20 protein-coding genes, 3 tRNA genes and 1 other RNA gene are annotated in these 20,356 nt (G+C 70.4%); 11 read left to right on the forward strand and 13 right to left on the reverse strand.

Annotated elements, in window-relative coordinates:
- The first annotated feature begins 80 nt into the window (after positions 1–80).
- On the forward strand, positions 81–908 hold the full coding sequence (gene ppgK / locus ACHUEU_RS15155) for a polyphosphate--glucose phosphotransferase (protein ID WP_394216936.1): 828 nt from the start codon (positions 81–83) through the stop codon (positions 906–908).
- A 41-nt stretch (positions 909–949) separates the two neighbouring features.
- Here ppgK and rnpB read toward each other — a convergent pair.
- An RNA gene (rnpB, locus tag ACHUEU_RS15160) (RNase P RNA component class A) lies at positions 950–1,311 on the reverse strand.
- A 118-nt stretch (positions 1,312–1,429) separates the two neighbouring features.
- Here rnpB and yaaA point away from each other — a divergent pair.
- Entirely contained in the window at positions 1,430–2,209 is a 780-nt protein-coding gene (gene yaaA / locus ACHUEU_RS15165; RefSeq protein WP_394216937.1) for a peroxide stress protein YaaA, read from the forward strand.
- Positions 2,210–2,239: 30 nt separating this feature from the next.
- On the opposite strand, the gene ACHUEU_RS15170 is transcribed toward yaaA, so the two are convergent.
- The 3 genes from ACHUEU_RS15170 to ACHUEU_RS15180 are packed head-to-tail and all read right to left on the reverse strand — an operon-like array spanning position 2,240 to position 4,826.
- Positions 2,240–3,088 (reverse strand): Nif3-like dinuclear metal center hexameric protein, encoded by an 849-nt coding sequence (locus ACHUEU_RS15170; RefSeq protein ID WP_394216938.1) that lies wholly within the window; start codon positions 3,086–3,088, stop codon positions 2,240–2,242.
- Between the two features lie 5 nt (positions 3,089–3,093).
- Positions 3,094–3,552 (reverse strand): Fe-S cluster assembly sulfur transfer protein SufU, encoded by a 459-nt coding sequence (gene sufU / locus ACHUEU_RS15175; RefSeq protein WP_394216939.1) that lies wholly within the window; start codon positions 3,550–3,552, stop codon positions 3,094–3,096.
- On the reverse strand, positions 3,549–4,826 hold the full coding sequence (locus tag ACHUEU_RS15180; RefSeq protein ID WP_394216940.1) for an aminotransferase class V-fold PLP-dependent enzyme: 1,278 nt from the start codon (positions 4,824–4,826) through the stop codon (positions 3,549–3,551). Before ACHUEU_RS15180 ends, sufU begins: the two co-directional genes overlap by 4 nt.
- A 111-nt stretch (positions 4,827–4,937) precedes the next feature.
- On the opposite strand from ACHUEU_RS15180, the gene ACHUEU_RS15185 reads away from it, so the two are divergent.
- On the forward strand, positions 4,938–5,252 hold the full coding sequence (locus tag ACHUEU_RS15185; protein ID WP_394216941.1) for a hypothetical protein: 315 nt from the start codon (positions 4,938–4,940) through the stop codon (positions 5,250–5,252).
- Between the two features lie 69 nt (positions 5,253–5,321).
- Here the strand turns inward: ACHUEU_RS15185 and ACHUEU_RS15190 are convergent.
- Positions 5,322–5,395, reverse strand: a tRNA-Val gene (locus tag ACHUEU_RS15190).
- A gap of 34 nt (positions 5,396–5,429) precedes the next feature.
- Positions 5,430–5,849 (reverse strand): DUF3052 domain-containing protein, encoded by a 420-nt coding sequence (locus ACHUEU_RS15195; RefSeq protein WP_394216942.1) that lies wholly within the window; start codon positions 5,847–5,849, stop codon positions 5,430–5,432.
- A 328-nt stretch (positions 5,850–6,177) separates the two neighbouring features.
- On the opposite strand from ACHUEU_RS15195, the gene aceE reads away from it, so the two are divergent.
- The 5 genes from aceE (at position 6,178) to ACHUEU_RS15220 (ending at position 12,681) form a co-directional block, all read left to right on the forward strand.
- Complete coding sequence (gene aceE / locus ACHUEU_RS15200; protein WP_394216943.1) at positions 6,178–8,922, forward strand: pyruvate dehydrogenase (acetyl-transferring), homodimeric type; 2,745 nt, start codon at positions 6,178–6,180, stop codon at positions 8,920–8,922.
- A 113-nt stretch (positions 8,923–9,035) separates the two neighbouring features.
- The gene (locus ACHUEU_RS15205; protein ID WP_394216944.1) at positions 9,036–9,989 is read left to right on the forward strand and encodes an ACP S-malonyltransferase; all 954 of its coding nucleotides are present in this window, start codon (positions 9,036–9,038) and stop codon (positions 9,987–9,989) included.
- Position 9,990: 1 nt separating this feature from the next.
- Positions 9,991–10,992: a beta-ketoacyl-ACP synthase III gene (locus tag ACHUEU_RS15210; RefSeq protein ID WP_394216945.1), complete on the forward strand. Its 1,002-nt coding sequence runs from the start codon at positions 9,991–9,993 to the stop codon at positions 10,990–10,992.
- Positions 10,993–11,117: 125 nt separating this feature from the next.
- Positions 11,118–11,366 (forward strand): acyl carrier protein, encoded by a 249-nt coding sequence (locus ACHUEU_RS15215; RefSeq protein WP_394216946.1) that lies wholly within the window; start codon positions 11,118–11,120, stop codon positions 11,364–11,366.
- Positions 11,367–11,439: 73 nt separating this feature from the next.
- Positions 11,440–12,681, forward strand: coding sequence for a beta-ketoacyl-[acyl-carrier-protein] synthase family protein (locus tag ACHUEU_RS15220; RefSeq protein ID WP_394216947.1), 1,242 nt, complete (start codon positions 11,440–11,442; stop codon positions 12,679–12,681).
- Between the two features lie 103 nt (positions 12,682–12,784).
- Here ACHUEU_RS15220 and ACHUEU_RS15225 read toward each other — a convergent pair whose 3' ends face one another.
- The 5 genes from ACHUEU_RS15225 to ACHUEU_RS15245 form a co-directional block, all read right to left on the reverse strand.
- On the reverse strand, positions 12,785–13,276 hold the full coding sequence (locus ACHUEU_RS15225) for a DUF3145 domain-containing protein (protein ID WP_394216948.1): 492 nt from the start codon (positions 13,274–13,276) through the stop codon (positions 12,785–12,787).
- 89 nt (positions 13,277–13,365) lie between these two features.
- Positions 13,366–13,857 carry a peptide deformylase gene (locus ACHUEU_RS15230; RefSeq protein WP_394216949.1) on the reverse strand — a complete coding sequence of 164 codons (492 nt, stop codon included), beginning with the start codon at positions 13,855–13,857 and terminating at the stop codon, positions 13,366–13,368.
- Positions 13,854–14,336, reverse strand: a complete 483-nt coding sequence (locus ACHUEU_RS15235; RefSeq protein ID WP_394216950.1) for an OsmC family protein — start codon at positions 14,334–14,336, stop codon at positions 13,854–13,856. The genes ACHUEU_RS15230 and ACHUEU_RS15235 overlap by 4 nt, the downstream gene beginning before the upstream one ends.
- A gap of 72 nt (positions 14,337–14,408) precedes the next feature.
- Positions 14,409–14,480, reverse strand: a tRNA-Asn gene (locus ACHUEU_RS15240).
- A gap of 67 nt (positions 14,481–14,547) precedes the next feature.
- Positions 14,548–15,681 carry a LacI family DNA-binding transcriptional regulator gene (locus ACHUEU_RS15245; RefSeq protein WP_394216951.1) on the reverse strand — a complete coding sequence of 378 codons (1,134 nt, stop codon included), beginning with the start codon at positions 15,679–15,681 and terminating at the stop codon, positions 14,548–14,550.
- A gap of 162 nt (positions 15,682–15,843) precedes the next feature.
- Between ACHUEU_RS15245 and ACHUEU_RS15250 the strand changes: the two genes are divergently transcribed.
- Together ACHUEU_RS15250 and ACHUEU_RS15255 are read left to right on the forward strand one after the other, a co-directional pair.
- Positions 15,844–17,115: a glycoside hydrolase 5 family protein gene (locus ACHUEU_RS15250; RefSeq protein WP_394216952.1), complete on the forward strand. Its 1,272-nt coding sequence runs from the start codon at positions 15,844–15,846 to the stop codon at positions 17,113–17,115.
- 82 nt (positions 17,116–17,197) lie between these two features.
- Positions 17,198–17,271, forward strand: a tRNA-Ile gene (locus ACHUEU_RS15255).
- Here ACHUEU_RS15255 and ACHUEU_RS15260 read toward each other — a convergent pair.
- Complete coding sequence (locus ACHUEU_RS15260; RefSeq protein WP_394216953.1) at positions 17,253–17,423, reverse strand: hypothetical protein; 171 nt, start codon at positions 17,421–17,423, stop codon at positions 17,253–17,255. The genes ACHUEU_RS15255 and ACHUEU_RS15260 overlap by 19 nt on opposite strands.
- Positions 17,424–17,847: 424 nt before the next feature.
- On the opposite strand from ACHUEU_RS15260, the gene ACHUEU_RS15265 reads away from it, so the two are divergent.
- A complete protein-coding gene (locus ACHUEU_RS15265; protein WP_394216954.1) occupies positions 17,848–18,684 on the forward strand; it encodes a CHAD domain-containing protein in 837 nt (278 codons plus the stop codon).
- A 214-nt stretch (positions 18,685–18,898) separates the two neighbouring features.
- Here ACHUEU_RS15265 and ACHUEU_RS15270 read toward each other — a convergent pair whose 3' ends face one another.
- The gene (locus tag ACHUEU_RS15270; protein WP_394216955.1) at positions 18,899–20,086 is read right to left on the reverse strand and encodes an IS110 family RNA-guided transposase; all 1,188 of its coding nucleotides are present in this window, start codon (positions 20,084–20,086) and stop codon (positions 18,899–18,901) included.
- Between the last annotated feature and the right edge of the window lie 270 nt (positions 20,087–20,356).

Consider the following 20,356-nt stretch of genomic DNA (forward strand, 5'->3'; position numbering starts at 1 on the left):
GGACGCCGTGAGCACCGCCGCAGTCGGTGCTCCGACCGGCGGGGCGACCTCTCGCCCGCCCACGGCACACAGGAGACGCGATGAGCAAGAAGGCCTTCGGGATCGACATCGGCGGGAGCGGCATCAAGGGGGCCCCGGTGGATCTGTCCACCGGCGAGTTCGCAGCGGACAGGCTGCGGATCCCCACCCCGCAGCCCTCGACCCCGGAGGCCGTGGCGGACACGGTCGCAGAGCTGATCGCCTCCTTCGACGTCGCGAGCGACATGCCGGTGGGCGTCACCTTCCCCGCCGTGATCAAGGCCGGGGTCGCCCAGACCGCGGCGAACGTCGACAAGTCCTGGATCGGGACCGACGTCGATGCGCTGCTCACCGCGCGCACCGGCCATGACGTCTTCGTGGTCAACGACGCGGACGCGGCCGGGATCGCCGAGATGAAGTTCGGCGCCGGGCGCAGGACCTCCGGCGTGGTCCAGGTGATCACGCTCGGGACCGGCGTGGGCAGCGCGACCTTCGTGGACGGCACTCTGGTCCCCAACACCGAGCTCGGCCACCTGCTGCTGCACGGCGACTCCGCCGAGCGCTACATGGCCAGCTCCATCAAGGAGGAGCAGGATCTGGACTGGGAGACCTGGGCGGGCCGGCTCCAGGAGTACTTCTCCCACCTCGAGTTCCTGTTCAGTCCCACCCGCATCATCGTCGGCGGCGGGGTCTCGAAGAAGCACAAGCACTTCCTGCCGCTGCTGGACCTGAAGACCGAGATCGTCCCGGCGAAGCTGCGCAACGGTGCCGGCATCGTCGGTGCCGCGGTGCTCGCGCACCGCGAGGAGAAGGCCCTGCTGAAGGCCGACGAGAAGGCGGTGAAGAAGGGGGCGGAGAAGGAGCGGGCGAAGCGCGGGGCGGCGACGTAGCCCCGGCGCACACCGCGCCGCACCCCGTGCAGGGTGCGGGGCGGACCAGCCGGCCTGTAAGCCGGGTTCTGTGATCGGCAGCCATCCCTCTACGATCGTCGTCGCCGACGACCTCCAGCGGTCCACCCGGGAACTCGGGCCGGCGCCCTCGAACGTTCCCTGTCTGACCTTGCTCCCGGTGGGGTTTACCGTGCCGACCTCGTCACCGAGGCCGCGGTGGTCTCTTACACCACCCTTTCACCCTTACCGCCGCGCCCCGAGGGTGCGGCGGCGGTCTGCTCTCTGTGGCACTGTCCCGCGGATCACTCCGGGTGGGTGTTACCCACCACCGTGCCGGATGGAGCCCGGACTTTCCTCGGCCCCGGGGCCGGAGCCCCGAGGACGCGGCTGCCCGGCCGACTGGTCCATGGCCAGTCTACGTCGACCGTCCCGGGCTCCGCGCACCGCGTCCCCCGGCGCACGTGCGCAAGGTCTCCCCGACCCTGCCCGGCCCGCCGCGGCAGACCGCCGAGAATGGACGGATGCTGATCATGCTGCCGCCCTCGGAGACGAAGACCCGCCCCGCGGAGGTCGGCAGCGCACTGCTGGACCTGGACGCGATGAGCATGCCGCAGCTGGGGGAGGCACGGCGCACGATGCTGCGCGCCGCCCAGCGCACCGCCGCCGGTGCCGAGGCCGCCGCTCGACTGGGCGTCCCGGCCTCCGCGCCCGAGCTGGTGGGTCGCATGCTGCATCTGGAGCAGGAGCCCACGGCGCCGCCGCTCACAGTCTATTCCGGAGTGCTCTTCGACCAGCTGGGCCCTGACCTCGTCCCCGCCGCGGACCGGGAGGTGCTGGTCCAGAGTGCGCTGTTCGGTCTCGTCGACGCGTTCCGGGACCGGATCCCCGCCTACCGCCTCTCCTCCGGTTCCTCACTCTCACGGCTGGGGAAGGCCGGGTCCTGGTGGGGGAAGCAGCTGCGTCCCCTCGCGGCCGAGCTGCGCGCCGAGCAGGCCGACGGTGCCTCGCCGCTGATCATCGACTGCCGCTCCGGCGGCTACCGCTCGATGATGGGCCTGCGCAGCGGGGACGGGGTGCGGGTGCTCGAGGTGGCACCGGTGCAGGAACGTGCCGGGGTGCGGAAGGTCATCTCCCATGACGCCAAGCGCTACCGGGGGCTGGTGACCCAGGTGCTGCTGGAGCTGGACCGGGCGCCGACCACCGCCGAGGAGGTCGTCGGGGCCGTGGGCGAGGGGCTGGGCGGGGCGCTGCGGGTCGAGCTCGACGGTGACCGGCTGGTGGTCGTGGACCGGGTGGACTGAATCGCGGGGCAGCGGCTCAGGCGCGGCGGCTCACGGGGCGCGACCGCTGAAGGGATCGGTCGTGTGCGCGCTGAGCAGCACCTCCAGTCCCGGAACCGCGGTCTCCAGCAGCTCCTTGGCCAGCGGCAGCCACAGCGCTTCGCTCGCGGCATGCGGGACGTCGATCAGGACCGGTACCGCGGCCGGGTCGGCGGCGGAGTCGAGATGCTCGAGCGCGGGGTGATGGCGCAGGTCCGAGGTGATGTATACGTCGGCCCCGGTGGTCGTGGCCGCCTCGAGGAAGGAGTCCCCGGCCCCGGGGCAGACGGCGACCGTGCGCACCTCCCGCTCGGCGTGACCGGTGTGCAGGATCCCCCGGGCGGTGGCCGGCACCCGGTCCGCGATCGTGGCCGCCAGCTCTCCGACGGTGGTGGCCACGGGCAGGGATCCGACAGCACCCAGGCCGAAGCGGCTCGAGCCGTGCGCGGCCTCCTCCGCGGTCTCTCCCGGCAGCAGCGGCCGCGCCGCGCGGAGATCCAGCAGCGAGAGCCAGGCCCCGACCGTGCCGCGGGTGGAGCGGTCCACGTTGGTGTGCCCGCACCACAGGGCGGTGCCCTGGCGCAGCAGATGCGTGACCACGGCGCCCTTGCCGTCGTCGGCGGGCAGGAAGCTCGCCCCGCGCAGCAGCAGCGGATGATGCGTGACCAGCAGCTGTGCGCCGCGGTCGACGGCCTCGCGGGCCACTGCGACGGTCGGGTCCACCGCCAGCAGCACCCGGTGCACGGCGGCGGTCCGCTCCCCCAGCACCAGACCCACCCGGTCCCAGGCCTCCGCCCAGTCCAGCGGGTAGGCGGCCTCGAGGACCCCGGTCACGGAGCCGACGCTCTGCGGTGCGGTCACCGCGCTCACGCTCCCAGGGCGCGGGTCTCGACCAGCGCCGCCTGAAAGGCCTTCCAGGGCATCAGCACGCACTTGACGCGGGCTGGGAACCTCGCCGCTCCCAGCAGTGCGATCCCGTCGCCGATGAGCTCCTCGTCCCCGTCGATCCGTCCGCGCGAGCGCATCGCCTCCTCGAGGTGGGCCTGGACGGGCCCGATCTCCTCGACGGTCCGCCCGATCAGCAGGTCGGTCATGATCGACGCGGAGGCGCGGCTCATGGCGCAGCCGACGGCGTCGTAGGAGATGTCCTCGATCCGCTCCGTGCCGTCCGCGGACAGCTGCAGGCGCAGGGTGATCTCGTCCCCGCAGGTCGGATTGACGTGCTGGACCTCGGCGCCGAAGGGCTCTCGCAGCCCGGCGTGCAGGGGCCGCTTGTCGTGCTCGATGACGAGCTCGGTGTACAGGGCGGAGAGGTGGGTGCTCATGAGAAGGATCCGAAGAACTCGACGGTGCGGGCGACGCCCGCGACGAAGGCCTCGACCTCCGCCTCGGTGGTGTGGACGGAGAAGCTGGCGCGGGTGGTGCCGTGCAGGCCGAAGCGGCGGTGCAGCGGCCAGGCGCAGTGGTGACCCACCCGGACCTGGAGGCCGAGCGAGTCCAGCACCTGCCCGACGTCGTGCGGGTGCCGCCCGGCCACGTCGAAGGCGACCGCACCGGTGCGCTGAGGGGAGGCGGGCGCGCCGATCACCCGCACCGCGTCGATGCCGGCGAGGCCTGTCAGCGCCTGCTGGGTGCGGGCCTGCTCGTGGGCGGCGATGCGGTCCATGCCGAGGGCGTCGAGATACTCGCAGGCGGCGGCGAGGCCGACGGCCTGGGAGATCGGCGGGGTGCCGGCCTCGAAGCGGGCGGGCGGCTCCGCATAGGTGCTGTGGTCCATCTCGACGATCTCGATCATGGAGCCACCGGTGAGGAAGGGCGGCATCTGCTCGAGCAGCTCGTAGCGTCCCCACAGCACGCCGATGCCGGTGGGGCCGAGCATCTTGTGCCCGGACAGGGCGACCAGGTCGACCCCGAGCCCCGCCAGGTCCACGGGCATGTGGGGCACGGACTGCGCCGCGTCCAGCACCGTCAGGGCGCCGACCGCCCGGGCGGCCTCGACCAGACTCTCGACGGGATTGATCGTGCCCAGCACATTGGACTGGTGGGTGAAGGCGACCACCTTGGTGCGCTCGGTGAGCAGGGAGGAGAGGTCGCTGAGATCGAGGGTGAAGTCCTCGGCCACGGGGATCCAGCGGAGCCGGGCCCCGGTGCGGCGGGCGAGCTCCTGCCAGGGCACCAGGTTCGCATGGTGCTCCATCTCGGTCACCAGGATCTCGTCGCCCTCACGCACCCGCAGGCGCTCGGGGGTGGAGGCGTCGCCGCTGCCCAGCGAATGGGCGACGAGGTTCAGCGCCTCGGTGGCGTTCTTGGTGAACACCACCTCATCCGGGGAGAGCGCACCGAGGAAGTCCGCGACCCGTTCGCGGGCGCCCTCGTACGCCTCGGTCGCCGCACCCGCCATGCGATGCGCGCCGCGCTTGACCGCGGCATGGTCGTGGGTGAGATACGCGACCTCGGCGTCGATCACCGGGCGCGGCCGCTGCGAGGTGGCGCCGCCGTCGAGGTAGATCATCGGGGTGTCCGGATCGAGCATGCGGGACAGGATCGGGAAGTCGGCGCGGATCGCCTCGACGTCGAACTCTCTGCTGGGTGCACTCACCTGGGCGGCTCCTCCTTCACATCGGCCCTGCCGGCGCTGCGCGGGGTGCGCAGCGGACCGGCCCTGGGGTCGGGTCCAGTCTAGGTCCCCTCCCAGGAAGGAGGCCGGGTCGTGAGACCCTGGGCCCGGACGGCACCCGCCGCCGGCCCGCATCCGATCCTCAGCCCGTCCGGAGGCAGCACCATCGACACCCTCATCCTGCTCGCCCTGTTCGTGGCGATCCTGGTCTCCGTGATCGTCCTCATCGGCCGCATGCTCGTGCGGCGTCGTGAGGAGCGCGAGCGCTGGGAGGCCGACGGACGTCCCGAGCCGATCCCCCGCACCGCCGAGCAGAAGGAACAGGACCGCAAGACAGCGATCACCTGGGGCTGCCTGCTGATCGCCGTACCGGTCGCGCTGGTGCTGCTGTACACGGTGACCCGCTGACCGGGCCCGTGCGAGACGGAAGGCCCCCGTCACTGCACCATCGGTGCCGGGCGGGGGCCTGTCGCGCGGTGGGTCGTGAGGGGCTCGAACCCCCGACCTTCTGGGTGTAAACCAGACGCTCTGACCAGCTGAGCTAACGACCCGGGCGGGGGCGGGCCCCCGTGACCGCGGCGGCGGTCAGCTGGTCCGGCTGGCCAGGCGGGTGCCGGTCCAGTCCGGGGCCAGGTTCATCGAGCTCATGACCCGCAGACCGGCGACCCCGGCGCTCTCCTGGATCTCGCCGGGCATCACGTGCCCGTCACGACCCGCCTTCGGGGTCAGCACCCACACCGGGGCGCCGGCGTCGATATTGCGCAGGGTGTCGACCATGGCGTCGGTGAGATCACCGTCGCCCTCGCGCCACCACAGCACGACGGCGTCCACGATCTCCTGGGTGTCCTCGTCCTCGAGCTCCCCACCGACGAGATCCTCGATCGCATCACGCAGATCGAGATCGACATCGTCGTCGTAGCCGATCTCCTGCACGATCTGTCCCGTGGTGAAGTTCAGCGCCTCGGACAGGGAGCTGGACGAAGGGGCGTCGGACGACGGTGACAAGAAGGGACTCCTTACAAACGGGGGCAAAGCAGGTATGCGCCGCGGCCACGAGGGCACAGTGGCCCGAGGTCGGGTGGCGCGGGCCTGAGTCTATGTCACCTCACACCTGTGCGCATCACGGGCCGGCAGTCATCACGGGACAAGAGTCCCGTTCCGTGCACCAGCGAAGAGCGATGTCCGGTGTGTCACAGAGGCGAGGGGAGTGTGGAGGTCCCGCGCCGCCACGGCGACGGTAGGCTTGCCTGCACCGAGGCCGAAGGAGCCGGGCCCACCGGCGATCCTCAGCTCCCACGGCCGGTCCGTCGCCTCCCGTAGAGAGAAGGACAGTGTGACTTCGCACGAGACTCCTCGTCCCATCGGCATCAACCTGCCGAGCCACGCCCAGGATCCGGATCCGGAAGAGACCCGGGAATGGTTGGATTCGTTCGACGGTCTCGTCGAGCACCGCGGCTCCGAGCGCGCCTCCGAGATCGTCCAGAGCGTGATCCAGCACGCGCGCGAGGAGGACATCCACCTCCCCGAATCGCTGACCACGGACTACGTCAACACGATCGACGCGGATCAGCAGCCGGAGTACCCCGGTGACCCCGAGCTCGAGAAGGAGCTGCGGAACATCAACCGCTGGAACGCGGCGATGGTCGTGCATCGCGCGCAGGCCCCCGGCATCGGCGTCGGCGGTCACCTCTCCAGCTACGCCTCGATCGCCACCATGTACGAGGTCGGCTTCAACCACTTCTTCCGCGGGCGCAACCACCCCGGCGGTGGCGACCACGTCTTCTTCCAGGGCCACGCCTCCCCCGGCATCTACTCGCGCGCCTTCATGATGGGTCGCCTCTCCCAGGAGGATCTCGACGGCTTCCGCCAGGAGGTCTCCAGCCAGCACGGCATGCCCTCCTACCCGCATCCCCGCGCGATGAAGGACTTCTGGGAGTTCCCGACCGTGTCGATGGGCATCGGCCCGGTCGCCGCGATCGAGCAGGCCTCCTTCGACCGCTACCTGCAGAACCGCGGACTGAAGGACACCAGCGAGCAGCACACCTGGGCCTTCCTCGGCGACGGCGAGATGGATGAGGTCGAGTCCCGCGGCGCGCTGCACATCGCCGCCAAGGAGCACCTGGACAACCTCACCTTCGTCGTCAACTGCAATCTGCAGCGCCTGGACGGCCCGGTCCGCGGCAACGGCAAGATCATCCAGGAGCTGGAGAGCCAGTTCCGCGGCGCCGGCTGGAACGTCATCAAGGTGATCTGGGGTTCCGGCTGGGATCCGCTGCTGGAGAAGTCCACCGACGGCGCGCTCATCGACCTGATGAACGCCACCCCGGACGGCGACTACCAGACCTACCGTGCCGAGGACGGGGCCTTCATCCGCGACAACTTCTTCGGACGCGATCCGCGCACGAAGGCGCTCGTGGAGGACCTCTCCGACGAGGACATCTGGTGGAAGCTCAACCGCGGCGGCCATGACGCGAAGAAGATCTACGCGGCCTTCAAGCAGGCCACGGAGCGCAATGGCAAGCCCACCGTGATCCTCGCCCACACCGTCAAGGGTTACCGTCTGGGCAAGAACTTCGCGGGCCGCAACGCGACCCACCAGATGAAGAAGTTCACGGCCGAGGACCTCAAGGGGCTGCGCGACGCCCTGCGCATCCCGATCAGCGATGAGCAGCTCGAGTCCGGCAGCGTCTACGACGCCCCGTTCTACCTGCCGGACGACGACACCCCGGTGATGAAGTACCTCAAGGAGCACCGTGCGGCCCTCGGCGGTCCGGTCCCCTCCCGCCGCACCGAGCACAAGCCGCTGAACCTGCCCGGCGACAAGGCCTACGAGGTCGTCAAGCGCGGCTCCGGCAAGCAGGAGATCGCCTCGACGATGGCGCTGGTGCGCCTGCTGAAGGACCTCATGCGGGACAAGGAGACCGGCAAGCGCTGGGTGCCGATCGTCCCCGACGAGGCCCGCACCTTCGGCATGGACTCGCTGTTCCCGACGGCGAAGATCTACAACCCCGACGGTCAGAACTACCTCTCGGTGGATCGCGACCTGCTGCTGGCCTACAAGGAGTCGACCTCCGGCCAGATCAAGCACATGGGCATCAACGAGATCAGCTCCACCGCGGCCTTCACCGCGGCCGGCACCTCGTACGCCACGCACGACCTCCCGATGATCCCGTTCTACATCTTCTACTCGATGTTCGGGTTCCAGCGCACCGGCGACTTCTTCTGGGCCGCCGGCGATCAGATGGCCAAGGGCTTCGTGATCGGCGCGACCGCGGGCAAGACCACGCTCGCCGGCGAGGGCCTGCAGCACATGGACGGCCACTCGCCGATCCTGGCCTCCACGAACCCCGGCGCGGTCATCTACGACCCGACCTACGGATACGAGCTCGGCCACATCATCCGCGACGGTCTGCAGCGCATGTACGGCGAGGACGACCGTGTGGCGGAGGTCTTCTACTACATCACCGTCTACAACGAGCCGATGGTGCAGCCGAAGGAGCCCGAGAACCTGGATGTGGAGGGGCTGCTCAAGGGCATGTACCAGCTCGAGGCCAAGCCCGAGGGCGACGGCCCCGAGGCGCAGCTGCTGGCCTCCGGTGTGGGTGTCCCGTGGGCGCTGCACGCCCGTGAGCTGCTGTCCGAGGACTGGGGCGTCAACGCCAACGTCTGGTCGGTGACCTCCTGGACGGAGATGCGCAAGGAGGCCCTGGAGGTCGAGAAGCACAATCTCCTGCACCCCGAGGACCAGCGCACCCCGTGGATCTCCCAGCGCCTCGAGGGCGTCCAGGGCCCGTTCATCGCCACCTCCGACTACGACTTCATGGTCCCGGACATGATCCGCGAGTGGATCCCGGGCAGCTACGGCGTGCTCGGGGCCGATGGCTGGGGCTTCTCGGACACCCGTCCGGCCGCCCGTCGCCACCTGAAGATCGACGCCCACTCGATGGTCGTCAAGGCTCTCCAGCTGCTCGCCAAGGAGCGGAAGGTGGATCCCTCGGTGGTCCGCGAGGCCATCGACAAGTACGACCTGACGAACGTGAACGCCGGCCAGTCCGGCTCGTTCGGCGGCGAGTCCTGATCCTCCCGTCGGGCCGCCCGTCCTCGGCGACGGGCGGCCCGACGGTCCCTGCCCTCGTCGGCCCGTCTCCTCGTGCGGGCGGGCCGTCCCCCGTCCCCCCCCTGGAGGTTCCCGTGCTCGCGATCGTCTGTCCCGGACAAGGGGCGCAGAAGCCCGGTTTCCTGAGCCCGTGGCACGAGCTGCCCGGCGTCCCAGAAGCACTCTCCGCGCTGTCCGAGGCGGCGAGCACCGATCTGCTCCGCCACGGCACCGAGTCCGATGCGGACACGATCCGCGACACCGCCGTGGCCCAGCCGCTGCTGGTGGCGGCCGGCATCATCGCCGCCTCCTCCCTGTACCAGGACCAGGACCTCCCGGCTCCCGACGCGTTCGCCGGCCACAGCGTCGGTGAGCTGACCGCCGCCGCACTCGGCGGCGTGCTCAACAATGAGGACGCGATGCGCCTGGTGGCGGTGCGCTCGCAGGCGATGGCGAAGGCCGCCGCGGCCGAGCCGACCTCGATGGCGGCCGTCGTCGGCGGCACCCGCGAGGACGTCCTGGCGACGATCGAGCGTCACGGCCTGCACGCGGCCAACCTCAACTCCGCCGCCCAGGTGGTCGCCGCCGGCTCGGCCGAGCAGATCGCGGCGCTCGCGGAGGACGGTCCGGCCAAGGCGCGCGTGATCCCGCTGCAGGTCGCCGGGGCCTTCCACACCCCATACATGGCCGGTGCCCGCGAGGAGCTCGCCGCCTTCGCCCCGAGCCTGTCGACGCAGGATCCGACGGTGCCCCTGATCTCGAACGCGGGCGGGGAGGTCATCAGCTCCGGGGCCCGGTACCTCGAGCTGATCGTGGACCAGGTCGCCTCTCCCGTGGACTGGGAGGCGTGCATGGCGGCCCTGCGCGATCGCGGCGTCACCGCGATGATCGAGGTCGCCCCCGCCGGCACCCTGACCGGGCTCGCCAAGCGCGAGCTCAAGGGCATCGCCCTGACGAACCTCAACACCCCTGATGACCTCGACGCCGCCCGCACCCTGGTGCGCGAGCATGCCGGCGCCACCGCCGCCCCCACAGCCCAGGAGAACTGACATGGCCGTCTCCCTCACCACCCAGCCCACCGTCGCCGGTTCGCAGGTGCTCGCCTTCGGTGCGGCCCGCGGCGACCTGGTCGTGCCCAACGACGACCTGGTCGGACCCATCGACTCCTCCGACGAGTGGATCCGCCAGCGCACCGGCATCATCACCCGCATGCGGGCCAGCAAGGACATCGGCGTCCAGGACCTCGCGCTCACCGCCGCACAGGAGGCCATCGAGCGTTCCGGCATCGACCTGGAGACCCTCGACGGGATCATCGTCTCCACGATCACCTTCCCGTACCAGACGCCGTCGCTGGCCACACTGCTGGCCGGGCAGCTGGGCCGGCCCGATGTCATCGCCTACGACATCTCCGCGGCCTGCGCCGGCTTCGCCTACGGCATCGGCCAGGCCGATGCGCTGATCCGCTCCGGCGCCGCCCGCAACGTGCTGGTGATCGGTGCGGAGAAGCTCTCCGACGTCGTCTCCCCCACCGACCGCTCCATCTCGTTCCTGCTCGGCGACGGCGCGGGCGCAGCCGTCGTCGGCCCGAGCGAGACGCCGAAGATCGGCCCGACCGTGTGGGGCAGCGACGGGGACCACTGGGACACGATCCGCATGACCGGCTCGCTGACGGGCTTCCGCGACGGCGAGAACGGATGGCCCACCCTCGAGCAGGACGGCCGCACCGTGTTCCGCTGGGCCGTGTGGCACACCGCGGAGAAGATCCGCGAGATGCTCGACAAGTCCGGTCTGACCGTCGCGGACGTCGACGTGTTCGTGCCCCACCAGGCGAACATGCGGATCATCGACGAGCTCGCCAAGCAGCTGAAGCTGCCGGAGGACGTCGTGATCGGTCGCGACATCGCCGAGACCGGCAACACCTCGGCCGCCTCGATCCCGTTGGCCACCCACCGGCTGATCGAGGAGGGCGCTGCGAAGAGCGGGGACGTGCTGGTGCAGTTCGGCTTCGGCGCGGGCCTCGCCTATGCCGGCCAGGTGCTGATCCTGCCCTGATCCGTCCCGAGCGACTGTCAGCCGCGTCACGCCACGCGGTGGACACATTCCCCACCGACCAGTTACCCCCCGGTAGCACGGGTAGTCTGTGACCGCCACACATCCGCACACCTGAAGGAGCACCCATGGCACACACCGAGAACGAGATCCTCGCGGGCCTCGCCGAGATCGTCAACGAGGAGACCGGTGTCGCCACCGAGGACGTCAAGCTCGACAAGTCCTTCACCGACGACCTCGACATCGACTCCATCTCGATGATGACCATCGTGGTCAACGCCGAGGAGAAGTTCGACGTCCGCATCCCCGACGAAGAGGTCAAGAATCTCGCCACCGTCGGCGACGCCGTCAAGTACATCGAGGGCGCTCAGAACTGAGCCCCGCCTGACGCCCGGGACGCTCCCGTCCCGGGCGTCGCCGTCTGCCTGCCGCCCCGACCCGGAGGTCCGTATGTCCGCTCCCCGTTCCCGTGTCGCCGTGACCGGCCTCGGCACCGTCAGCCCGCTCGGCGGTGACGTCACCTCCACCTGGGAGGCAGCCCTGGCCGGGACCTCCACCGCGCGCACCTTCGACAACGACTGGAAGGAGCGCTACGGGCTGTCCGTGGACTTCGCCTGCCAGCTGGTCCCCGGGGCGCTCGACTCGCTCAGCCGCCCGGAGTCCCGGAAGCTGGACCCCTCCGGTCAGTACTCCATGGTCGCCGCGCGCGAGGCCTGGGCCGACGCCGGCGCCCCCGAGGTCGCCACCGAGCGGCTCGGCGTCGTGGTCGGCACCGGCATCGGCGGGATCTGGACGACGCTGGACCAGTGGGACGTGGTGCGCGAGCGCGGCGCCCGCCGGGTCAATCCGTTCACCGTCCCGATGCTGATGGCCAACGGGTCGGCCGCTCAGATCTCCATGGAGCTCGGTGCCCGTGCCGGTGCCCACACCCCCGTCTCCGCCTGTGCCTCCGGCGCCGAGGCCGTGGCGCTGGGGATGGCGATGATCCGCGACGGCCGTGCGGACGTGGTCGTCGTCGGCGGCACCGAGGCATCGATCCATCCGATGACGATCGCCGCCTTCGCGAACATCCGCGCCCTCTCGACCCGCACCGATGATCCCGAGCACGCCTCACGTCCCTATGACGTGGACCGCGACGGATTCGTCCTCGGTGAGGGTGCCGCCATCCTGGTCCTGGAGAGCGAGGAGCACGCCGCCGCCCGCGGGGCCCGTGTCTACGCCTACGCCGCCGGGCGCGGCATGGCCTCGGATGCGCACCACATCTCGGCGCCGTCGGCCGAGGGCCAGGCTCGCGCGGTGCGCGAGGCCGTCGAGGATGCCGAGCTCGCCGCCCGCGACATCGTCCACGTCAACGCCCATGGCACCTCCACCCCGCTCGGCGACATCAACGAGCTGCGCGCGGTCTCCGACGCGCTGGACGGGGACACCGACCAGATCGTGGTCACCTCGACCAAGTCGATGACCGGTCACCTGCTGGGCGGCGCCGGAGCACTGGAATCCGTGTTCTCGGTGTTGGCCGCCCACCACCGGACGGCGCCGCCGACCATCAACATCGACACCCTCGATCCCGAGGCGCAGATACGGGTCGCGCAGAACGCCCCGGCCGAGCTGCCCGGCGGCGACGTCGCCGTGCTGAACAACGCCTTCGGCTTCGGTGGCCACGACATCGCCGTGGTGTTCACCAGCGCCTGAGTCCCGCAGCGCACCGTCGAGGACGAGGTCCGGAGCCCTTCCTCGCGGAAGGTGCTCCGGACCTCGTCCTCGTTGCCCGGGATGGTGCGCGGGAGCGGGGCGCTCAGCTGACGCGGTGCAGCCAGCGCATCGGCACGCCCTCGCCGGCGTGGCGGTAGATCTCGAGGTCCTCGTCCCAGGGCCCGCCCAGGGCGATGCCGAGCTCGCGGCGCAGCGCCACCGGATCGTCGCCGGCCCGGTCCATGCAGCCGCGCACATGGTCCTCGGTGAGCACGATGTTGCCGGCGTGGTCGGTCGCGGCGTGGTGGATGCCGAGCTCCGGCGTGCAGCTCCAGCGTGCGCCGTCGACCGCGGAGGTCGATTCCTGGGTGACCTCGAAGCGGACCTCGTGCATGCCGCGCAGAGCACTGACCAGGAGCGCCCCGGTGTCCTCGCGTCCGCGCCAGGTCATCTCCGCCCGCTGCAGCCCGCGACTGACCGGCTGGTCCTCCCAGCGTATGCGTGCGGGCATGCCGAGGACTCCGCTGGCGGCCCATTCGATGTGCGGTGTGAGGGCCCGCGGAGCGGAGTGGATATACAGAACGCCCTGGGTCATCTCGTTCCTTCCGGTGTCCGATGCGTCTTCCCCAACGAATCGGTACTGCGGAGGGATCTGATGACAGCGAGTGCCTGTCCGTGCAGAGCTTAGAGGGTCTCCCTGATCTGGCGCAATGCGCGCTTCTTCACGGAGCGTTCCAGGCCGTCGATGTAGAGGACCCCGTCGAGGTGCCCGACCTCGTGCTGGATGAGCCGTGCCACCAGGCCCTCCCCCGCCAGTTCGATCTCCTGCCCCTCGATGTCCATGCCCACACAGCGTGCATAGGCGGAGCGGGTGCGCGGGAAGAAGAGCTCGGGCACGGAGAGGCAGCCCTCGTCGTCGTGCTGCAGGTCCTCGGAGAGCTCGACGATCACGGGATTGAGGATGCAGCCGAGGCCGCCCTCCTCTCCGAGGTTCCAGGAGAAGGCGCGCAGGCTGATCCCGATCTGATTCGCCGCTACGCCGGCACGACCCTCGTCGTCGACGGTGTCCAGCAGGTCCTGCACCAGGGCACGGGTGCCGTCGGTGATCGTCCTGATCGGATCACAGGGGGTGCGCAGCACCGGATCGCCGACGATGCGGATGGGGCGGACGGTCATGCCTGCCCCGCCTCCGGGGCATCGGACTCCTCGGCGCCGAGGATGCGGTGGGTGACCTCCGCGCCGGGCACGACGGTGCGCTCGACCGTGCAGCCGGCGGCGACCGCGCGCCCGAAGACCTTCACCACGGTGGCGATCTCCTGCGCGGTGAGCCCCTCGAGCGGGAGCTGCACCTCCTCGGCGATCGTGAGGTAGCGGTTCTGCTCCTCGTCGGAGGTGCCGTGCGCCCACAGCCGCATGTCGAAGTCCGCGCCGAGGCGGCGGGAGAGGTTCACGTCGCTGCTCATGCCGGCGCAGCCGATCAGGGCGAGCTTCAGCAGCTCTCCGGGGTTGATCTCCCCCTCGCCGTGTCCGATCGGGATCTCGACGCCGCGCTGGTTGCGGCCCCGCAGCGTGCGTTCTCCGGTGCGGTCCGCCCAGACGCTCCCGGGACCGAAGTTCTCCGGGAGCTCGAAGCGATCATCGGGGACGGAGTGCATCGTCCTTCTCCTTCGCGAGAACCATCTGGACATGAGACAGCCCCGGGGTGCCCCCGGGGCTGTGCTCCTGTGCTCCCGCACTTGGATTCGAACCAAGAACCGCTCGATTAACAGTCGAGTGCTCTGCCGTTGAGCTATGCGGGATCGACCTGGACGACGATAGCAGGGATCCGGGGCGCTCCGCATCCCGGAACCCCGGCCGGACCGGCCACTATGACGAAGGTAACCCCGGCTCGGACGGGCCGTGGGCCACCGGTGCGGGCTCGAGCCCGCCGGGCCGCGTGGAGTCGCGCACCACCAGCACGGGCTCGATCGCCCGGGACTCCTGGGCCGCCGCCGCGGAGGAGGCGCGCCGGTCCCGGCTCGCCCCGATCACCTCGAGCAGGCCGGTCGCGGCGACCCGCCCGTACTCGATGGCCGAGCGGCCGATGGCGGTGATCGGAGGACGATGGGTGCGGGTCAGTGCCGAGTCCTCGTAGCTCGCGACCGCGACGTCCGCGGGGATCCGGGACCCGGCCTCCTCCAGCACATGGGTTCCGGCCAGTGCCATCTCGTCGCTGTCGAAGACGATCGCGGTGGGAGGCTCTCGGCGGGCCAGCAGCGCGGCGGTGGCGATCTCGGCGCCGCGCGTGCCGAAGCCGGCATCCTGCGAGATCGCGTCGAGGCCGAGCTCGGCGCAGCGCTCGGTGAAGGCACGATCTCGCAGCAGGGTGTGGAGGAAGTCCTCGTTGCCCGCCACGCGTGCGAGGGACCGGTGGCCCAGTGCCGCCAGATGATCCACCAGCAGGCGGGTGGCGTGGGCGTCGTCGACGTAGACGGAGGGCAGGGAGCCGTGATGGCCGGGACCGCCGACGACGAGGGCGGGCAGCCCGAGGTCCTCGAGCGCCGGGATGCGGGGATCGTCCTGCCGCAGATCCACGACCACCACGCCGTCGACCCGGCGCTGCGCGAACCAGCGGCGATAGGTCTCGATCTCCGCATCGGTGGTCTCCACGATCTTCATCTGGAGCGAGTAGTCGCGGCGGCTGAGGACCTCCTGCAGCCCGGCGACGAAGGCACCGAAGAACGCCTCGGTGCCGAGCACCTCGGCCGGCCTGGCCAGCACCATGCCGACCGTGAGCACCGGGGCGCCGGCGAGGGCGCGGGCGGCGGGCGAGGGCTCCCACCGCAGCTCCGCAGCGATGGCCATGATCCGTTCCCGGGTCGCGTCCGAGACTCCGGGCCTGCCGTTCACGGCCAGGGAGACGGCCGCCGGGGTGACCCCGGCGCGACGGGCGATGTCCGCGATCGTGACGCGCTGCCCCCGGCCGCTGCCGGACTGCCGCGACTGCTTGCTGGTGGTCATCATCCGCCCTCTCAGGCCGACGTCACGGCATTGGCCCGCAACGTCAACTAAACCGCTATAGTAGCAGGAGGCGCCACCGGGCCGAAGATCTCCGGCGCTCCGGCGAGCACCTCCGGCTCGTCGCTGCACACACCGTCTCCGAGCTCTGTCCGACGGAAGGACATGATGTCTGCATCTCCGCACACCCCGATCGGCACCGCTCCGGTGCGTTTCGGTGTGAACTTTACCCCGCGGCAGGGTTGGTTCCATTCCTGGCTCGACCTGGACCTGGACGCCGTGGGCGAGGACCTGACCGCCGTCGCGTCCCTCGGCGTCGATCACATCCGCCTGTTCCCGCTGTGGCCTCTGCTCCAGCCCAACCGGACTCTGATCCGCCCCCGCGCCCTCGATGACGTGCGCGCCGTGGTCGACATCGCCGCGCAGCTCGGGCTCGACGTCGTGGTCGACGCGATCCAGGGACATCTCTCGAGCTTCGACTTCGTCCCCAGCTGGCTGGCGACCTGGCACCGCCGCAACATGTTCACCGACCCCGAGGTGGTGACCGCCACCGCCCAGCTGGTGCGGGCCCTCGCGCAGCGGCTGGCCGACGCCCCGAACCTGCTGGGCGTCTCGCTCGGCAACGAGGTCAACCAGTTCTCCGCCTCCAACCACCCCGACCCCGACACCCTCACGGTCCCGGAAGCCGAGGCCTGGACGAGGACGCACCTGGACGCCGCCCGCGAGGGCGCCCCGCAGGGGATGCACACCGTCGCCAACTACGACGCCGCCTGGTTCATGGACGACCACGCCTTCACCCCGGACCAGTCCGCGCAGCTCGGGGACGCGACCGTGGTGCACTCCTGGATCTTCGACGGCACCGGCCAGCGCTACGGCGCCCGCTCCCACGAGGTCGCCCATCGCACCGAGTACTACCTCGAGCTGGCTCGCGCCTTCTCCCCCGCCCCGGAGCGTCCCCTCTGGCTCCAGGAGGTCGGCGCCCCCCGCAGCATCCTGGAGGAGGCGGACGTGCCCTGGTTCGTGCGCAGCACGGTCGAGAACTCGCTGCAGTGCCCCGAGCTCTGGGGCATCACCTGGTGGTGCTCGCACGACGTCTCCCGCTCGTTGGCGGACTTCCCGCCGCTCGAGCACACCCTGGGCCTGTTCGACGAGGACGGCCGGCTCAAAGGCTCCGGCGCAGCCTTCCGGGACGCGATCGCCGAGGCCCGCGAGCAGCCTGCCCCGGCACCGCGCGGACGTGCGATCGACCTGCCCGTCGGCCCGGACCCGATGCTGCTGCGCAGTGCGGCCGCACCCGGCGGCTCGGTCTTCGAGCAGTGGATGGAGGCCTCCCGTGCCGGGGAGCGCCCCACCGTCCGGGTGGTCCGCGAGCTGGCCGATGTCACCGCCGGCGACACCCGCACCGGCGGGGCGGCCGCGACCCGCGTCGGCCCCTGACCGCGAGGGGCGATGCCCGGTGGCCGGGCAGGTCACCGGGCGTCTCCGTGATAGATTCCTGACCGCCCTGCGCGCAGGGTACGGGCCAGTAGCTCAGCCGGTCAGAGCAGCGGACTCATAATCCGTCGGTCGCGGGTTCAAGCCCCGCCTGGCCTACGTGACCTGGAATCCGCCTCGGGTTCGGCGCGGAACCGGTCGGCGATCTCCTCCTCGGGTCGGGGCGCGATCGTCTCGTCATCCTCGAGCTCCGGGATCGGTTCCTCCCCCGGAGCGGGGTCGTACTCAGGGTTCTCACGTGGGGCGATCATCACAGGTCCTCCGATGCCGTGGCACCCCAGGATACGTTCTGCAGCCCGCAGGGACATCGGATGGCTGCCGGGTCAACGCTTTCCCGGGTCCTTCGCCGACAACCCGGCGGCGCTGTCGGCAGTGCTCGGTATCCATGTCCTGGTCTTCAGCCTCTGCATCGTCGTCTGCTCGTTCTTCATCGGTCGGCACCGGCCGCAGCGGCCCCCAACGTCATCGCGGGCATCTTCCTGGAATCCGGCTGCACGCCCGCCGCGCTCACGCACCTGGCCGATATCTCCACCGCGTTCGCCGTGTGGAGTAGCGTGGTCTCACCTCTCGAACCGGCCCCTGACTCCGAGAGAGGTCAGACGAGTGCACATGACTCCACGACCGAGGCGGTGATCGTCGATGGCATCCGCTGCATCGTTCCCACTGGGAGCGCCGATGATGCCCGACGATGCACTGACCGCCTACGTCCATGAGCACTCCGAGCTCGCGCTGCGGGGGCTGCTGTGCATCGAGCGCGCCGGCGAGGGCGAACTGGAGCAGGAGCTGACGGTCGAGACGGTGCACGAGACCCGCACCTCGCTCCGCCGCCTGCGGGCGACCCTGCGCACCTTCCCCGAGTCCTTCGCGCAGCTCGCCAGAGACCCCGCCCGGACCGACCGCGACCTGCGATTCGTCGCCCGCACCCTCAGTGAGCTGCGGGACACCGACGTGCTCGCCCAGGATCTGCTCGCACAAATCGAGGCCCTGCCCGCCTCGCTGGTCCTCGGCCCGGTCCGGGAGGATCTCGCCGATGCGCTCGCCTCGCGTCGGCGGACGGCGGTCGCGCACGTCGCCGCACGCCATGACAGCGCGCGCTGGCGCGGTGCCGTCGACCAGCTCCGGTCATGGCAGCAGGATCCGCCGCGACTCGTCGGGCGGGCGCCGCTGCGCCTGCTCGAGGGCGTGCGGGACGAGGTCCGCGGCCGGCTCCGGGCGGCACACGGCGCTCCGCACGCCCTGCACTCGGCTCGCAAGGCCGCCAAGCGCTGGCGCTATGCCGCGGAGCTCCTGCTGCCGGTGGCACCGGGCGCCGCGGCGGACTACGACGCTGCCACGACGGTCCATGTCCAGCTCGGGCAGCTGCAGGATGCGGTGGTGGCCACGGGATTCCTGCTCGAGCATGCTCACGCCGGCGGACGCCGCGGTCACAACGCGTTCACGACCGGGCTGCTCCACCAGCGCGCGCAGCAGCGGATCCAGGACATCACCGCACAGGCGCCGCAGTTGCTCTGATATGTAGGTGTTTCTGTCAAGGGGGCAGGGTGAAGCGGGGGCATTCACTGGCCGGTGGGTGCCCCCGCTTCGGCGTTCACGGGGTGCTTCTCGGGTGCCGCGTGTCTGGTCGACGCGTGGTCAGTCTGATATGCGCGGGTTGGTTACCGCAGGACGCTGTTTCGGTGGGAGGGGCGGAGCTTGTCTGAGCTCGAGCGTGGCCCGTCAGGGCTGCTCACAGAGCAGGCGCTGGTCTCCTCCTCACGCTGCGTCCCGAGAAGCTCTGGGATCGCCCGTGAGCGCGGTCTATGGGGTTATGCCTCCATCGTGGCCAGCGACCAGCACCAGCCGGCCAGTTCCCGAGCGATCGCGGTGTTCGCGACCGCGTGTCGCTTGTGGTGCTCTTCGAGCACCATCCAACGGTGGTGAAGGGGCGTCGGTTGCCGAGGTCCGCGCGTTCCGCGATGACTGCAGGAACCTTCGCCCAGTCCTGGCGCAGGACCGGTCCGGGGGCGTAGCGGGGCTTGTGGTGCCAGGCCGACTCGACCAGCAGGCGTCGGGCGTGGGAGTTGCCGGTCTTGGTGATCCCTCCCAGCGCTCTCGTCTGTCCGGAAGAGTGCTCGGAGGGGACCAACCCGAGGTAGGCGGCGATGGTGGACCCGGTGAACCGGTCCCAGTCACCGATCTCCACTGCCAGTCCGAAGGCGGTCAGGGTGGAGACTCCTCGCAGACAGGCCAGGCGCTGCGTGGTCTGGGTGAACTCGCTGTTCTCCGCGAGGTCGAAGATCGCTGCGTCGAGACGGTCCCGGCGGGCGAGGGTGTGGGTGACGGCGTCGTAAGCGTCATCGAACGCGGTGACGGTGCCGACCCCACAGGTGGTCAGTTCCTCGCGGCGGACCGCACGAAGCCACCTTTCGTGTTCCCGGCCCCAGGTGGTCGTGCCGGGGAACGCGTAGCCGCGGCGCAGCAGCAGTTTCCCCAGCCGGTGGCGGGCGCTCATCAGGTCCCGTCGGGCATCGTCACGCGAACGGACCAGGTCGCGGGCGGACTCCTCGCCGAGAGTCGGGATCCGCACGGGAGTGATGTCGTCATTTCGAGCCAGTCGGGCCAGCAGTACCGCGTCGCGGCGATCGGTCTTGACTCTCTCGCCCGCTGGCCGTAGCAATTTCGAGGGAGCTGCGACCTGGACCGCATGACCCGCCTCTGCCAGGAAGCGGGCAAGTCCGAAGCCGGTGGGGCCAGCCTCGTACGTGATCCGCAACGTGCCATGATCACGAGCGAGGCCCTCGACGAACTCGCTGATCATGACCAGGTCATTCGGAAGAGACTTCTCGATCAACTCGCCCGTGGAGCAGTCGATCGCGGCAGCGATCACGCTGCGGGCATGGACATCCAATCCCAGGCTTGTACGCTCGGTAAACACCGGGGCCTCCTATGCATGTAGGCACCCCGACCCCTACCGGTCAGGGTGATCCACGAACTCTGCATAAGCGGGGCCCCGGGCTCAAGACCCAAGCAGTAACCCCGCCCACCCACATAGCGTCTGACCAGCGTCGGGTGCTCAGCCCAGCGCCCGATCGACTGCCCTCCTCCCGCTCGCACGCTCGCAGTTCGTCGGTCAGACGCTATGGGGGTGGCGGAGTCGCTGGGTCGGGTCTTGTGGCCCAGGGCCCCGCTATGAAGACTCGTGGAT

It is taken from the genome of Brachybacterium vulturis, from assembly GCF_043641765.1.
GTDB classification, from domain to species: Bacteria; Actinomycetota; Actinomycetes; order Actinomycetales; family Dermabacteraceae; genus Brachybacterium; species Brachybacterium vulturis_A.